The sequence below is a fragment of the Alkalihalophilus marmarensis DSM 21297 genome, from assembly GCF_000474275.2.
Classification (GTDB): Bacteria; Bacillota; Bacilli; order Bacillales; family Bacillaceae_D; genus Alkalihalophilus; species Alkalihalophilus marmarensis.
On sequence record NZ_ATAE01000024.1, the window covers coordinates 12,736 to 28,774 of the forward strand.

The 16,039-nt window shown below is 40.4% G+C and carries 15 protein-coding genes and 1 other annotated feature; of the genes, 5 read left to right on the forward strand and 10 right to left on the reverse strand.

Annotation, left to right across the window (positions count from 1 at the left end; translation table 11 throughout):
• Nucleotides 1–53 precede the first annotated feature (53 nt).
• Nucleotides 54–1,052, reverse strand: coding sequence for a tryptophan--tRNA ligase (trpS, locus tag A33I_RS08230; RefSeq protein ID WP_022627994.1), 999 nt, complete (start codon nucleotides 1,050–1,052; stop codon nucleotides 54–56).
• 112 nt (nucleotides 1,053–1,164) lie between these two features.
• Nucleotides 1,165–1,417 (reverse strand) — a binding site (T-box leader).
• A 155-nt stretch (nucleotides 1,418–1,572) separates the two neighbouring features.
• Between trpS and A33I_RS08235 the strand changes: the two genes are divergently transcribed.
• A complete protein-coding gene (locus A33I_RS08235; protein ID WP_022627995.1) occupies nucleotides 1,573–2,487 on the forward strand; it encodes a DMT family transporter in 915 nt (304 codons plus the stop codon).
• A 16-nt stretch (nucleotides 2,488–2,503) separates the two neighbouring features.
• Here A33I_RS08235 and A33I_RS08240 read toward each other — a convergent pair whose 3' ends face one another.
• The 3 genes from A33I_RS08240 to A33I_RS08250 form a co-directional block, all read right to left on the reverse strand.
• Nucleotides 2,504–2,686, reverse strand: coding sequence for a DUF3970 family protein (locus A33I_RS08240; RefSeq protein ID WP_022627996.1), 183 nt, complete (start codon nucleotides 2,684–2,686; stop codon nucleotides 2,504–2,506).
• An 88-nt stretch (nucleotides 2,687–2,774) separates the two neighbouring features.
• Nucleotides 2,775–3,395, reverse strand: a complete 621-nt coding sequence (locus tag A33I_RS08245) for a DedA family protein (RefSeq protein ID WP_022627997.1) — start codon at nucleotides 3,393–3,395, stop codon at nucleotides 2,775–2,777.
• A gap of 122 nt (nucleotides 3,396–3,517) precedes the next feature.
• A complete protein-coding gene (locus tag A33I_RS08250) occupies nucleotides 3,518–3,718 on the reverse strand; it encodes a DUF6501 family protein (protein WP_022627998.1) in 201 nt (66 codons plus the stop codon).
• Between the two features lie 248 nt (nucleotides 3,719–3,966).
• Here A33I_RS08250 and A33I_RS08255 point away from each other — a divergent pair, with 248 nt between their 5' ends.
• A complete protein-coding gene (locus tag A33I_RS08255; RefSeq protein WP_022627999.1) occupies nucleotides 3,967–5,481 on the forward strand; it encodes a BCCT family transporter in 1,515 nt (504 codons plus the stop codon).
• 63 nt (nucleotides 5,482–5,544) lie between these two features.
• On the opposite strand, the gene A33I_RS08260 is transcribed toward A33I_RS08255, so the two are convergent.
• From A33I_RS08260 to A33I_RS08275, 3 genes are all read right to left on the reverse strand, one after another.
• Nucleotides 5,545–6,872, reverse strand: a protein-coding gene (locus A33I_RS08260; protein ID WP_152976457.1) for an IS3 family transposase whose coding sequence is annotated in 2 segments (ribosomal slippage) — nucleotides 5,545–6,494 and nucleotides 6,494–6,872 — 1,329 coding nt in all. Because the reading frame shifts where the segments join, the coding sequence is not laid out codon by codon here.
• A gap of 140 nt (nucleotides 6,873–7,012) precedes the next feature.
• The gene (odhB, locus tag A33I_RS08270) at nucleotides 7,013–8,272 is read right to left on the reverse strand and encodes a 2-oxoglutarate dehydrogenase complex dihydrolipoyllysine-residue succinyltransferase (protein WP_022628002.1); all 1,260 of its coding nucleotides are present in this window, start codon (nucleotides 8,270–8,272) and stop codon (nucleotides 7,013–7,015) included.
• A 16-nt stretch (nucleotides 8,273–8,288) separates the two neighbouring features.
• Nucleotides 8,289–11,135: a 2-oxoglutarate dehydrogenase E1 component gene (locus tag A33I_RS08275; protein ID WP_022628003.1), complete on the reverse strand. Its 2,847-nt coding sequence runs from the start codon at nucleotides 11,133–11,135 to the stop codon at nucleotides 8,289–8,291.
• 312 nt (nucleotides 11,136–11,447) lie between these two features.
• Here A33I_RS08275 and A33I_RS08280 point away from each other — a divergent pair, with 312 nt between their 5' ends.
• Nucleotides 11,448–12,035 carry a hypothetical protein gene (locus tag A33I_RS08280; RefSeq protein ID WP_022628004.1) on the forward strand — a complete coding sequence of 196 codons (588 nt, stop codon included), beginning with the start codon at nucleotides 11,448–11,450 and terminating at the stop codon, nucleotides 12,033–12,035.
• A gap of 111 nt (nucleotides 12,036–12,146) precedes the next feature.
• Complete coding sequence (locus A33I_RS08285) at nucleotides 12,147–13,394, forward strand: YeeE/YedE family protein (protein ID WP_022628005.1); 1,248 nt, start codon at nucleotides 12,147–12,149, stop codon at nucleotides 13,392–13,394.
• A gap of 60 nt (nucleotides 13,395–13,454) precedes the next feature.
• Here A33I_RS08285 and A33I_RS08290 read toward each other — a convergent pair whose 3' ends face one another.
• A complete protein-coding gene (locus A33I_RS08290) occupies nucleotides 13,455–13,739 on the reverse strand; it encodes a hypothetical protein (protein WP_022628006.1) in 285 nt (94 codons plus the stop codon).
• Nucleotides 13,740–13,845: 106 nt separating this feature from the next.
• Entirely contained in the window at nucleotides 13,846–14,487 is a 642-nt protein-coding gene (locus A33I_RS08295) for a nitroreductase family protein (protein ID WP_022628007.1), read from the reverse strand.
• Nucleotides 14,488–14,819: 332 nt separating this feature from the next.
• Between A33I_RS08295 and A33I_RS08300 the strand changes: the two genes are divergently transcribed.
• The gene (locus tag A33I_RS08300) at nucleotides 14,820–15,044 is read left to right on the forward strand and encodes a hypothetical protein (protein WP_022628008.1); all 225 of its coding nucleotides are present in this window, start codon (nucleotides 14,820–14,822) and stop codon (nucleotides 15,042–15,044) included.
• Nucleotides 15,045–15,053: 9 nt separating this feature from the next.
• Here the strand turns inward: A33I_RS08300 and A33I_RS08305 are convergent, their stop codons facing one another.
• Complete coding sequence (locus tag A33I_RS08305) at nucleotides 15,054–16,037, reverse strand: class I SAM-dependent methyltransferase (protein ID WP_012959192.1); 984 nt, start codon at nucleotides 16,035–16,037, stop codon at nucleotides 15,054–15,056.
• Nucleotides 16,038–16,039 lie beyond the last annotated feature (2 nt).

Sequence of the window (16,039 nt, forward strand, 5' to 3'; positions counted from 1 at the left end):
CACTAGCGGCTTTTTTATATTGAATTATCTCGTTTTAAATTCAGTATGTGAAATTATAATTGGATCAGCCCGATTGCCTTCCTCACTTTAGCAATCGTTTCCTGCGCTGATTTTTGCGCTTTTTTAGCCCCTTTTCGTAAAATGTCATCCACATCGATATCACTGTAGGCCAGAGCGCGTTTTTGCATCGGTTCTGTCAGTTCAATGATAGATTCACTAAGCATTTGCTTACACCGTACACATCCTAAATTTGCAGCACTGCATCCGTTCTCTATATTTTTCCTCACTTTTTCATTGGAAAAATAGGAATGGAGATGATATACATTACAGCCATCTACTGTCGGGTGGCCGGGATCGCTTAGATGGGTACGTGTTGGATCAGAATAAGCTCTCTTCACTTTATTTTGGATTGTTTCTTTTGAATCTTGCAGAGAAATATAGGTTTTCGCCCCTAATGATTTACTCATTTTTCCCTTTCCGCCCAACGAGGGTACCCTCGCCTCTTTTTCAACCATTCCGTTTGGCAAAGTCAATATTTCCCCATACATAGAATTAAATTTGCGTGCGATATCTCTTGCAATCTCGATGTGCACAACCTGATCTGCTCCAACAGGCACCTTATGAGCTCCGTGAATAAACATATCAGCTGCCATTAAGACCGGATACCCTACTAACCCATAACTAACGTGATCAGCATGCTGTTTTGCTTTTTCTTTAAATGTGGGACATCTTAACAGCTCACCAATAGGCATCACCATACTCAAATAAAGATGTAATTCACTTATCTCAGCTGCCAATGATGATTGGGCGTAAATCGTTGCCTGATTTGGGTCAAGGCCGGCTCCTAAATAACTTCTCACTGCATCACGTGTCCTTGGTTTTATTAATTCGGGCTTAGGATGTGTCGTTAACGCATGCAAATCAACTATAAAAAAGTAAGCCTCATATTCTTTTTGCACCCTATGAATTTCCTTCATCGCTCCAATATAATTTCCAAGGTGGAGATCGCCTGTTGGTCTGATCCCTGATACTAAAGTTTGTTTTTGAGTCATCACTATCTCTCCTTATTTGTTTTATTCATGTCGGAAAAAGTCTTTGCCACCACCAATCAGAATCCATGACGATCACCCCCTTTAATAAATAAAAAAAGCCCTCCACATCCTATACAAGGACGGGAGAGCCCGTGGTACCACCTTTATTGGTTTATATGCATAACTTAATAAACCCGCTTAAACCGTCTCATTTTTATGAAATTGCGTCCCCTGATAACGTCGGGACCAACACGATACAGCCTACTTGTTATGTTCAGCCTACAGCTCAAAAGTCCATTCCATACACAGCCAGCACTCGTTTCCACCTGCCACGAGCTCTCTTAAGAAGGCAATATGTATGTACTCCTCTTTCTCATCGCTTTTTTTATGTACGTACAGTATCATCTTTTAAGAAAGTATATGCTACTATTGATATTTCTGCAATCTTTTTTACTAATTTTTACAAAATACATTACACCCTGCTTACAAGCCATATAAGTCGTGATATGATAATAGGAATGGATGTGTGGAGGGATGATGGATGAGCGTTAAAGAAGCCTATCTTTATGCTGTCTTAGGCGCAGCTCTTTGGGGAATCATCGGGTTATTTGTGCAGCCCCTTTATTCGTATGGCTTTACAGCTTGGGAAATAGTCGCTATACGAGCGATTTTTTCTGCGATCTTACTTGTCAGCTATTTAGTCTTGACAAATAGAAAAATGTTAAGGATTCACATTCGCGATCTGCCTTTATTTATTGGTACTGGTATTATCAGTATCGTATTCTTTAATTGGTGCTTCTTTACCGTCATTGATCAATCAAATCTATCGCTGGCAGTTGTCCTTTTATATACGGGCCCATTTTTTGTGACGCTGTTATCGCGGATATTTTTTAAAGAATGGTTAACACCAAATAAAGTATCAGCCCTAGTGCTGACAATTATAGGCTGTGCGTTTGTCGTTGGTCTTCTCCCAAGCTTCAACACAGTTATTACTCCGTATATACTGCTAGTTGGTATTGGATCTGGGTTCTTTTATGCTTTATACAGCATATTTGCTAAAGTGAGTTCGAAACGATATTCTTCAATGACCATTACTACGTATTCGTTTATTTGTGCAGCTATGTTTATGATTCCTACATCAGGTTTATGGAACAAAGCTCATTTATTCACGCAGATAGATGTAGTCGGTTATGGACTCGGGCTGGCCTTTTTTCCCACTGTTTTAGCTTACTTGCTTTATACACGTGGCTTAGCAGAGATCGAATCTAGCAGGGCTTCTATTTTATCTACAATTGAACCTGTGGTAGCAATCGGCATTGGATTTCTCATTTTCAAAGACCAATTATCGCTGATTCAATGGTTCGGAGTAGCTCTTGTTCTCTTCTCTATCTTTTTAGTTTCAAAGCAGGATAAAGCACGCTCTATCAAAAAACAGACACCCAAGCATGCCATGTAGGGTGTCTGTTTTCTTATCATTTGCGTTTTATATCAACATACTGCATAATCTCTTTACTGTTTCTATACTTCGGATTGTTCGTGCGCGTTGAATCTCTTAATTCAGAGGCGTACGTAATCTCAAAGTTCTGAAGCTTCTCAAGGTCTTTCATAAAATCAACTAATTCTTTTTGATCTCTCCCGCTGACTCTCACTCTCATGTTGCATTCCCCTTTCGTACGTACGCTATCATAGATCAAAAGATGAAAATTGGCAACAAAAAAATACCTGATAAACCTTCAGGCATTTTCATTGATCATTAGGCTGCTGCTTTCTATGACGTTCTCTTTTATATTTAATAAAGGTATAAATTCCAAATAAGACCGCAATTCCTATTAATGTATAAAGTAACTGCTGCACAAAAGATGACCAGTCTTTAATTGAGCGTCCGTAATGAAATCCAATCCAATAATAAAGATTCATCCAAACGAAAGCGGAACTAAATCCGATCGCCGCAAAGCGTTGATAGGCAATAGCTGACAACCCTACACTAAATGGCACCGCATGCCTGATAAAAGGAAAAAAGTAACTAAACGATGCTGCCTTTAATCCATAACGATCAAGCAGCTCTTTTCCCTTTAATGCCCGCCTATACCAAATCGACCGTTCTTCTTTAATAGGAATGGATTTAGTACCTAAGAAATGACCAACGATATAAAGAGATGTCCCGTGGACTAAAATGCTTGCATAAACGACAAACATTGCCGGGATAGGATCTACATAAGCAGTGGTAGCGATTAAGCCTCCACTCATTAGGAGGATTTCATTTGGAACTGGAAAAAAGAATAATCCGATTGAAAAAATCAGAAACAAGGCCATATAACCATGACTTTGGATAAAAGAGATCATTTCAGTAAATGCAACCATCATGGCCCCCTCTCCTATTCCCCCATCGATTGGCTGATTATATATCTAGTTTAGTAGAATGACAATGTTGAAGCAATCAATACGTCTTTCTCAATCGAAAATAAAAAAGACAGTGATCCACTGTCTTAATTCTTAAAATACTCTTTGTAATAACCACCCATTTTACCAGTGTTATCAATAACAAAATAAAATTCGTCGGTTTCATTTTTAAGCTCGTATGTTTTGCCTTTCGTTAAAGCGCGATCGACCATGTATTTCTTTGCATCAGTATGTACACATTCAACCGTACGAATCGTTTCTTTATCCATCCACGTTTTGTGAAGCATAATATCCCCTCCTTTTTCTGCTTATTTCATTATAAATAGAATTGTTAGTTGAAGCAAATGATTTCAAAAAACATGGCCTTGAGAGAATAGCTTTTGTGCTTTGTTAGAAAGCTATATATAAGGTCGGTATGACAGTGCTTAAAATTTAAGTATTTTGCCTATTTCTCATACGTTTTACCCAGCTTTATTTATATGGTAGGGTAGTAAAGTTATTTTTATTTCGGATAGTTAAATAGGAGGTTTTATTTTTGAATAAACAAACGATTGATTGGCCGGTCTTTATCATTAGCGGCGGGGCTTTGATCTTATTTGTACTAGCTTCATTTATATCAGCTGAAGGGGTTGCCAATTATGTAGATGCAACATTCAATTGGTCTGCAGCCTATTTCGGTGCCTTTTGGCAAGTATTTATGCTTCTAACGTTCTTGATTGCACTCGGGTTACTATTCTCAAAGTATGGAGCTGTTCGTCTCGGTAGAAGTGAAAAACCAGAAACAAGTACATTTAAATGGGTATCCATGATCATGTGTACGTTACTCGCAGGCGGAGGAGTATTTTGGGCTGCTGCTGAGCCGATCTATCATTTTCTAGAGACGCCCCCTATGTATGGTGATATTCCGCCTGGTCAGCAGGAAACAATCGTTCCAGCTCTTGCTCAGTCTTTTCTTGATTGGGGATTTTCCGCTTGGGCGATTTTAGGTACATTAGGTGTAGTGGTACTTATGTATGGCTATTCTAAGGGATTGCCTTTTAAACCTCGAACATTGCTTTACCCTCTAGCAGGTAAAAACATCATGAATAAAAACAATGTATTAGGTATTGCGGTAGATTCATTCTCCATTATTGCCGTCGCTGCTGGTACCATTGGTCCGATTGGTTTTCTTGGATTACAAGCAGCATATGGGTTAGATTCCTTATTTGGCATTCCAAATACATTTCTTACTCAGTTATTGATTATTTTTGGATTAGTTGCGATTGCAGGGATCTCTGCAGTAACCGGGATTCATCAGGGAATTCAATGGCTGAGCCGATTTAATATAATCTTTACTCTCGTCCTCGTCGTCATTGTATTATTAGTAGGACCAGCTGGCTTTATTATTGATTCATTTGTTGGAACATACGGTGTTTACTTACGTGATTATTTTGAACTGAGTTTATATCGAGCGGATACAGGCTGGTTATCATTTTGGACGATCTTCTTTTGGGGATGGTTTATCGGGTATGGTCCAATGATGGCTATTTTTATCAGCCGCATCTCTCACGGCCGTACGATTAGAGAACTATTTATTGCCGTAATTGTTATTGCCCCTCTTGTGACGAACTTTTGGTTCACTGTTGTAGGAGGTTCTGGGATCTTCTTTGAACTCCAAAATCCTGGTTCAGTCAGCGAACCGCTTTATGAAGCCGGGCTGCCCGCTTCCATGATTGCTATTGTCACTCAATTGCCGTTTGGTTTTTGGATCGCTGCTGCGTTTTTATTAGTAACCATTGTGTTTGTTGCGACCACAACAGATTCGATGTCCTATACGATTTCAATGACAGTAACAGGAAGCAGTACACCAGCTAAATCGATTCGATTATTTTGGGCTCTTTCAATGGGTGCTGTAGCTGCAGTGCTATTATATTTAGGAGAAGGCAGTATCAATGCACTTCAATCCTTTATTGTCTTTACTGCAGTCCCTGTCTCATTGATCATGCTCCCAACGTTGTGGCTTGCCCCTAAAGTGGCGAAGAAAATGGCTAAAGATCAAGGAATTCTATAGCAAAATAAAGCAGCCTATCAATGTGAACTGTAACCTTAAAAATGGACAGTTTAATAAAAAGTGCTAGGCTGCTAATAGATGACCTCGGTATTGTACCGGGGTCATTTTTTGTAAGGACCACTGATATCTCTCCTGATTGTAAAACTCTATATATTCTTCAATCGCTAGCCTAACTTCAAGAACAGAAGCACACGTTTTAAAGTCGATTGTATCTTTCATATGTCCAAAGAAAGACTCCATTGGCGCGTTATCCCAACAGTTGCCTCGACGAGACATTGACTGGTCCATGCCTAGGTCTCTTACTTTCTTTTGGAATTCAGGATGAGTATAATGTATACCCTGGTCAGAATGGATAAGACACTCTGGGTGAGGAGTAAAGTCCTCGCGTTTCATTAACTGGTCAAGCGTCGTATATACGATATCCATCTTCAGTGAGGTAGAAAGGTAATAGGCTAAAATCTCTCGTGTTGCTCCATCTTTAATTGCTGATAGATAGGCTTTCTGCCCTTTCGCATAATAGATATAAGTGATATCCGTTAAGAGGACTTTGTGTGGTTCTTGTTGATCGAATTGACGTTTTAGCTTATTCTCACACGTTTTATGCTCTTGTGTCGCTTTGGCCATTTGTTTATAGGGATTCGCTCTACGAATCTTACACACCAAGTTGTACTTTTTCATAATCCGTCGAATGCGCTTATGATTCATCACAATGTTCTCATCATTTTCTAAAATCATTTTGATTGGCAAGGCTCCCACTTTGCCTTTACGTTGAGTGTACACTTTCTTAATGATTTCATAATCCGCCTCATCTTTTTGTGCTCTTTTTTGACGGGCGTCTTCCGCTTTCAACCAATTATAATAACCTGAACGACTCACATCCGCCAACTTACAGAAATACTGAATTAATTGAGGAAATCCATTTTCTCTTATCACTTGTTCAATCAATTGAAATTTCACTGATGTCGTTACTTTTTCTTCTTCGCCTGCCTTTCGAGTACGTCTAGCTTTTTTAAAAGCTGTAACTCTGCCTCTAAATACGCAATACGCGCTTCTGCTTTTTTTAATTTGTCGTCAGGAGACAGGTCATTAGGTGATGGACGCCCTATTGCACCTTTTCCTCTGCGTTCTGTATAGAATCCTTCTTCTCCATATCGCTCGAAGATGCTCCGCCAGCGATTTACACAATGCTTTGGCTTTTTAGAGCCAATAATAGACAGGTCAAATCCATGTTCAATAAAGATCTGTTGAGGGCCTTTTCCTTTAGCGTTCTCTTCTACAGCTATCATTTTAAATTCAGGAGAATAGGTAATAGAACGATCCGAAACCTTAATGATATTAGGGTTAGATTCTAACTCTTTCCTTTGTGACTCAGTAAAAATAATCTTAGACATGTTTATGACCTCGCTCTTATTCGTTATTTAAATTAAATGGACATACGAGGTCATGAAACACAAAAACCCCGAATAAGGGCACTTTTTTATCAGTGTCCATTATTCGGGGTATAGTTCAATGAGATAGGCTGCTTTTTGTATTATCCTTCAAGTAAAAGCTGTTCTGGATCTTCAAGAAGTTCCTTCACTTTTACAAGGAAGCTAACTGCTTCTTTACCATCAACGATACGGTGATCATAAGATAAAGCAATGTACATCATTGGGCGATTTTCAAAGTTTTCTTGATCAATCGCAACCGGACGCCATTGTACCTTATGCATGCCAAGGATACCAACTTGTGGTGCATTAAGGATTGGTGTAGACCATAATGAACCGAAGACACCACCGTTTGTAATTGTGAACGTTCCGCCTTGTAAGTCAGAAATCGCAAGCTTATTGTCACGAGCTTTCTTACCAAGTGAACCGATCTCACGCTCGATACCAGCGAATCCTAGACGATCTGCATCACGTACGACAGGGACAACTAGGCCCTCATCAGTAGATACTGCAACACCGATGTCGTAGTACTTCTTCATTAGGATTTCATCGCCTTGAATTTCAGCGTTTAGTAATGGGAACTCTTTAAGAGCACCAATAACTGCTTTTGTGAAGAATGACATAAAACCAAGTTTCACACCATTTTTCTCAAGGAAGCCATCTTTACGGCGTTTACGTAAATCCATAACAGCCGACATATCCACTTCATTAAACGTAGTCAGCATCGCAGCTGTTTGTTGAGATTCAACAAGACGTTTTGCAATCGTCTGGCGGCGGCGTGACATTTTAATGCGCTCTACAGGCTTGCCTGGCTGGTCTGCAGCTGCTGCTTGCGGCTTCTTAGCAGGTGCTTCCGATTTTGCTTCGGGCGCGGCCTTTGGTTGTGACTGATGAGATTCCACATCTTGTTTGCGGATTCGTCCTGTCGGATCATTTGTTGCCACTTCTTTTAAGTCAATTCCTTTTTCACGAGCAAGCTTACGAGCAGCAGGTGAAGCTAGAGGACGATCTGTAGATGACGTCTCTTCTTGAGTTTCTTCGGCAGCTTCTGCTTTAGGAGCTTCTGCCTTTGGCTCTTCTTTAGGCTCTTCCTTAGCAGCTGGTGCTTCAGTTGATGCAGAAGCATCTCCTGATTCATCGATCACAGCGATAACTTCTCCTACTTCAACTGTATCACCTGGCTCTTTTTTAAACTCTTTAATCACACCAGAGTGTTCTGCAGTAATTTCTACGTTAACCTTATCCGTTTCAAGTTCAGCAATATATTCCCCTTGGTTTACTTGCTCACCAACTTGTTTTAACCATTGTGCAATCGTTCCTTCAGTAATCGATTCAGCTAGTTCTGGTACTTTAATTTCAATCACGGCGATGGCCTCCTTATTATTTGCGAGTCAATGATTCTGTGATGATACGATCTTGTTCTTTCTTATGTGCAACCGGGTCACCTTCAGCAGGACTTGAACGATGAGTACGTCCAATGTATGAAACCGATGCCTCGCTAGGTGTAATCTCACGGATGCGTGACTCGATAAATGGCCAAGCACCCATATTCTTAGGCTCCTCTTGAACCCAAACAATCTCTTTTAAGTTTGAGTATCTAGCAAATAATTCGCGAATTTGCTTTTTTGGGAACGGATACAGCTCTTCAACACGTGCAATGTGAAGCCAATCCCAGTTTTCGTCAGATTTCTTCACACGGTCTGCAAGGTCAATCGCTACTTTACCGCTGCAAAGGACAATACGTTCTACTTTATCTGCAGCTTCACCTAAGCCAGCTTGTTCAAACACAGGCTTGAATTCTCCTTCAGTAAATTCAGCATGCGTGGAAGCAACAACTTGATTACGAAGCAGACTTTTTGGTGTCATAATAATTAACGGACGAACCGAATCTTTTTCAAGGATAGCCGCTTGACGACGTAAAATGTGGAAATATTGCGCTGCTGATGTACAGTTAGCAATTGTCCAGTTATTTTCAGCCGCGAGTACTAAGAAACGTTCAACACGGCCGCTTGAGTGCTCAGGTCCTTGCCCTTCATATCCGTGTGGCAGAAGACATACAAGTCCTGATTTTTGGCCCCACTTAGCACGCCCTGCAGATACCCATTGATCAAACATTACTTGAGCACCGTTAGCGAAATCTCCAAATTGAGCTTCCCAAAGAACTAGAGTCTCAGGTGCAAATACGTTGTAGCCATACTCAAATCCGACTACAGCCATTTCAGAAAGCGGGCTGTTATGAACAGAGAACGACGCGTTCGCATCATCAAATTCTTTAAGCGGCGTATGTGTTTCGTTCGTTTCACGGTCATGCAGTACTAAGTGACGATGTGCAAATGTACCACGTTCTGAATCCTGACCTGAAAGACGAATTGGTGTACCATCATGTAAAATTGAAGCAAATGCAAGTGTTTCCGCTAATGCCCAGTCAATTTTACCTTCCCCTTCAAACGATTGAAGACGACGCTTAAGAATTTTCTCAAGCTTTTCATTTGGTTTAAATTGTTCCGGCCACGTCAGCAATTGTTCATTGATAGACTTTAGTGTATTAAATTCAACTGAAGTCTTTACTTTTGGAAGTCCGCTTACAATGAAATCAGGTGTAACGATTTCTTTTGCTTTATTAGACTTATTGCCTGCAACCGCATCATATTGTGATTGAAGGTACTCTTGAGCTTCTTTATCTAGCTCTTCACCGTATCCTGACTCAATTTCACCGCTAGCGACTAATTGGTCTGCATACAGCACACGTACCGTTTTGTGCGCTCTGATTTTTTGATAAAGTCCTGGTTGAGTAACAGCAGGCTCATCCATTTCATTGTGACCGAAGCGACGATATCCGATTAAGTCAATCAAGAAATCCTTTTTGAAACGCTTTCGATATTGAAATGCAAGATGCATAGCAGCAAGACAGGCTTCAGGATCGTCAGCATTGACATGAACGATCGGAATTTCAAACCCTTTAGCTGGGTCACTTGCATATGTAGTAGAACGTGAATCATACGTTTCTGTAGTGAACCCAATATTATTGTTAGCAATAATATGAAGTGATCCACCCGTTTGATAACCTGTTAGACGAGAGAGGTTTAGAGTTTCAGTAACAATCCCTTGTCCTGGGAAAGCAGCGTCTCCGTGGATTAAGATTGAATATGCTTTTGAAACCGTTTGCTCTGGATCACCTTTTTTCGTACGTACTTCTTGAGCTGCACGTGCATAACCTTCTACAATCGGGCTCACAAACTCAAGGTGAGACGGGTTGTTTGCAAGAGAAACCGTTGCTTCTACTGTATTCTCTTCTTTAATTTGACGATCAGCACCTAAGTGATACTTCACATCTCCTGTCCAACCGTAGTTAATGCCAGTTGATCCTTCTGAAGGCACTAAATCTTTGTTAGGAGCATGTAAAAATTCAGAGAAGATCATTTTGTAAGGCTTGCTTAGAGTGTGCGCTAATACATTCAAACGTCCGCGGTGCGCCATACCAATCATGACATGCTCTGTTCCTTCATGGACAGATTCACGAACAACCTCATCAAGCATCGGCACCATAATATCAAGACCTTCGATAGAGAAGCGCTTTTGCCCAACGAACGTACGATGAATAAATTTCTCAAATCCTTCAACTTGTGTTAAACGCTTAAGTAATGCAACTTTTTGTTGTTTTGATAGATTCGGCAAATAGATACCGGATTCCACCATCTTATTTAACCATTGACGCTCTTCCTCATCATGTACATGACCAAATTCGAATGCAATTGTCTTTGTATAAACATTTTTTAAGTGTTTGATTGCATCCAAACCGTCCTTAACATGTGAAGGGGCATCTGGACAAATTAAATCAACTGGTACTTGTTTCAGATCTGCTTCGGTTAAACCGTAGCGAGAAAGTTCAATTAACTCTTCATTCTTCTTATCCTTATGAATCGGGTGAACGTCGGCTGCTAAATGGCCCTTCGTTCTAATCATGTCGGCAAGCTTTGTTGCTCCGACAAACTTCCTCATCATGTCCGCTCCTGCAGCTTGGTTTGCTGAAGGGGCATTTGTCGCTTGAACAGGTTCAGTTTGAGTAGAAGAAGGCGGTGGACCCCATTGTTCAAATAATTCGCGTAGGTCTTCCTCTACAGCTTCTGGGTCTTTAGTGAATTCTTCATACAACTCAATTGCGACGCCAAGGTTCGGACCATGAAATCCTTGCCATGGCTCTTCCGGTTTGTGCTCCTTGCTGGACATGTGACAAAAACCTCCTAGTAACTTTTAAGTCGGACACTAGTTGACTCTAGTGAGAGACTGGAAATTATAACGCTTTCATTCCCATTTTAACATGATTGTCACATTTGCTCAAAGGTTATCTGCAACATTCATAGATTTGTTTACTCTTGTCGGATAAACTCGGAACGAATATAGTTAAATGTATTGGGAAGTATCAATTCGCTATACTGCTTTCCTTCACTAAAAAGTGTAAAACTTTTTATTCAGAAAATCTAGTTATTTCGAAAGATTTATTGCTTTTTTTCAATATTTTTTATAAAAGGACGTTTTCAGATGATAAATTTTGACAAAAAGAACCGCCAGCTGCTTACAGATGCCTGTTTTTCTTGCAGTGACCCTCATTTCAGGAGGCCGATTGCAGATCTTCCACAAGTTGGATGCTGCTCCTATAGTCCCGTTTTTACCTTATTTGAATTGGAAAAAATGGCCCAATCCAATCCTGCTTTCTACTTCAACCTGCTAAAGGACGAGCATGCTGTGATTTTTGACTACACAATTTGTGTACATGCTTTTGTCCACCCAGCGTTTTTCGAAGTTTCTAAACACACATCATTATCATCGTTAGAATTTGACGACTTAAAAACATCTTATTCTGTCTGCCGTTATTTTGAAGACGGCAAAGGCTGCACTTTGCCTCCCTCATTTAAAAATGCTGTGTGCCGCTCTTTTATTTGCACCACTGTTGAAGAATCTTTGACAACCTCTGAACAAGAAGAATTAGCTAGTCATGTGAAGGACATTCACGTAGAATCTTGGTTATTCAATAAAAAGCACCAAGCTGCCTTAACTGCGAAAGGATACACACTTAAAGATCATTCACAGGAAATCTTTACTTACTTGACATCCATTTCAACCAACTAGCACCAAAGCCTATTCAATAAAATGGATAGGCTTTTATTGTTGACGCATGTGTAACAATCCTTTATCATGTTCATATCCTATTAAACAACTAAGAATTAGAGGTGTTTATAAATGAATTTACAAACAAAAGCGGAGCCGCTAAATTCACGCTCACTTGAACACCCTGCACTCCCGCCCGTGCAGACCATCTTTTTGGCAGCGGGAATCACAGCAGCTATTTTGTTAAGTATTGCAACTTTTACGATTGCAGATGCTAACCTGCTGATCCAGCTTTGGATCGGTTTATTACTCGGATATACTTTATTTCATGCTCGCTTTGGTTTCACGTCTGCTTTTCGCAGACTGATGTCTGTGGGTAATGGCGAAGGGCTAAGAGCTCACATGCTGATGCTTGCTGTAGCCTCTACCTTATTCGCTCCGATATTAGCTTATGGAGCAAGTTTTTATGGGCATGATCCAACTGGGTTTGTATCACCAGTCGGTACGAGTCTATTAGTCGGTGCCTTTATCTTTGGAATCGGCATGCAGCTGGGAGGCGGCTGTGCCTCTGGTACTCTCTACTCGGTTGGAGGCGGACGCTCTTCGATGTTTATTACGCTATTTGGCTTTATTGTAGGTTCCGTTATCGGGGCTGCTCATTTTGATTTCTGGATGAACGAAACACCAACGCTTCCTGCTATTTCATTAGCTACAGATACAGGACTTGGATATGGCGGTGCTTGGCTTTTACAATTAGTAATTTTTGCGGGCATCATTTTTCTAACGTATTATATTCAACGTAAGAAAAACCCACCCAAAATGGCATTAGTACCATCCGCACAAGGTATGAAACGGATTTTCCGCGGTTCTTGGCCGCTCCTTATCGCAGGTGTAGTACTCGCCGTACTAAATGCGGTAACACTTTTAGTCAGAGGTCAGCCATGGGGAATCACAAGTGCTTTTGCATTATGGGGATCAAAAGCTGCTCAATTTATCGGTATTGATGTGGCAAGCTGGGGCTATTGGTCCGGTGAGCGTGCACAAGAGTTAAACCAATCGGTCTTTCTTGATTCAACAAGTGTCATGAATTTCGGAATTATGGCTGGCGCCTTTATTGCTGCAGCAGCTGGCGGTGTGTTTGTACTAAAGAAAATTCCTCCTAAAGTAATGTTCGCTTCTCTTATAGGAGGAATTATGATGGGATACGGTGCACGCCTTGCATTTGGCTGTAACATTGGAGCCTACTTCAGCGGTGTGGCATCTTTCAGTTTACATGGATGGGTTTGGGCTGTTATGGCTTTAGCCGGCACATACGTTGCTCTTTACCTGCGCCCCCTGTTTGGCCTTTCTGTTCCAAAACCCACTGATTCAAGTTGTTAATCACGCTCATTATATCTTAATTATAAAAAAGGGGAAGACAGACAAGCTGTCTTCCCTTTTTTATTTCGTCCAATTTTCATTAAACCACTTTTCCAGCTGACTTTTTTCATTTTCAGTAAATTGAAAGAGCGGAGAGTCACAGCCTTCTTCTCGCAGCACTATTTGAAGGATGTTCCCTTCATGATTTGTAATAATAAGAGCTTCAGGGTCTATAAGATTTTCCGGAATTCCACTCCCCTCAAACTTGATGACATGATGAAGCCAGTTTTGCATCTCATAAGTCTCTACAAGGGTCATTGATGAAAACGCTGCTTCCGTATACGTTTCAAACGTCAAATCAATCATGATTACCATTCTCCAATCTTACATTCTTTCTTTACGAACATGTCAGTTTTAAAGTTTATATACCACAGAATAGGGTGCTGCAGAAAGCTGCAGCACCCAGAAGATCTTAAAAAGAATTTTTAATTGTTAATTCCTCCAGAGGTTTTCTTGAAGATCGGTGAGCTGGGATTGCTGCTTTCCCAAGCGTAATCAGCATAACCGGAGTGAAACGATCTGGAATATTAAATGCTTTAATGAACGCTTCTTCATTAAATCCACCCATAGGGCATGTATCATATCCTTTTGCTTTGGCTGCAAGCATTAATTGCATGGCAGCTAGAGATGCGTTTGTTAAAGCTAGTTCACGCGGATAGGCTGGGTCTTTTTCGTATGCTCGATTAATTTGACTGACTAACGTATCTTTAATTTGTTCAGTCATGAAGCCTTTTTCTACTGCTTCACCGTATACATTTTCAGCTTCTTTATTAGCTTCTACATCTCCTAATACTGCAATTGTTACACAGCTTTCAACCACTTGCTTTTGGTTATAGGCGATAGGCAGTAATTCCTCTTTTTTCTTCGGGTCCTCAATGACAAGGAAGCGCCAGTGCTGTAAATTCCAAGAAGAAGGAGCCAGTGCCGCCGCTTCTAAGATAGCCGTTAGATCCTCTTCTGGCATCTTGTAATCAGCCTCATATTTTCTTACTGAGTGTCGCTCTTCTATCGTTTGAAATAATCCTAGATCCTCTTGTTGTGTAGTACCATGCATGTAAAACTCTCCTTTTCTTGCCATAATACTTTTATTTTAGCGAAACTAAGGTTGAACGTAAAATGATATGCATACCCTTTTTTGCAGTTGAGTCTAATGACCTGTATCGTTCACGCGTGTAATACAGGCTGTCAAAACGTATTATATGCTGCTTCCTTTAACAATGTAACGGCTGAATCATTGCTTATTTATTAGATTACTCATCCCGCGGTACATTCATACTCCTGCACTTTTGCTAAGGATTTATGAAGTGAGTGGCTTATTTTATTTGCAATATGGTTACACTAGACCTATCTACCACTATTACCTTCTTACTTTAGGAGATGATCACTATGGAATACAGCCTGCAAAGTTTAGAGTGTGCAGACCCTTGTACAGTCACTGTAGACCCTGATAATCACATCTATACATTGAAGACCTTTGACACGAGCGGCAGAGTGTTTAATGAACCGATGGAACTTGTAGCTTGGATCAAAAAGAATTGGAATCCTTCTCAATTTAGGGAGCCGAAAGAGTATCAAGCACTGCTGAACGCAATCAAACAAGAATTGCATTAATTGAAGAGTTTACTTTTTAAACACCATCATATACCATCCGCCTTCTTTCACTACAGGTGTTGTTTTTTTGAATTTAAATCCTGCTGCTTTTGCATATTGTTTTAACTCACGCTCAGATGGAACGGGATACATGTTTTCATGCGCGGACATAAAGCTGTTAAATGCTGAGGCAAACGCTTGTCCGTGCTTTGATTGAACAAGCGGGGAAATCACAATCAACGTCCCTTTTCTCCCAGCAATTTCACTAGACTTTTTAAACAGCTCTGCACGATCCTCTTTTGAAAAGTAATAGAGCAGATTATTCATCATCACAAGATCAAACTCTTCATCTGATTCATATTGCTTGATATCGCCTGCAACAATGTCGATATTACTGTTTTCAGTCTCCTCTTTTGCCTTCTTTGCTACACCTTCGTCCGCTTCAAGCCCCTTTAATCTTAACTTAGGCTTTTTCACATGAAGACGCTTCAAATATCCCCCATATGCACACCCTACATCAAATACTGATTTTATTTTTTCTTTCTTTACTACCTCTAACACTTTAGGGAAAGCGATGGTTTCAAGCAGTGCTGAAGTCTGCGCAACCGTATCTCCATAATCCGTTTCAAAAAAATTCACTTCTTTCCCTTGCATCAAATCCCTATATGACAACATCGTAGGGATATGTAACTCCATCATCTCTTTAATTAAAATCCCAACTGAGGAGTCACTATCCTTAGATACATATTTTACAAGCGACCTTTTTGGCTTTATTATCCCTTTGCGCTTTTGCTTTAAATGCCCTAAAACAATGCCTACATCAACCCAGCGCTGCAGCAGGTCTTGATTTAGTTCATTATTTATTGCTACTTCTTCAACAGTCGCCCCTTTTTTAAAATGGTTAAATAAGTCTAGACTGTAGCCAAGGTGTGCATGCCAAGTCGGTAAAAATGGTTCGTTTCGTTTCATCCACTTTCTAGCATTCCATAGCTTTTTGTATTCTGTCAGCTGCATGC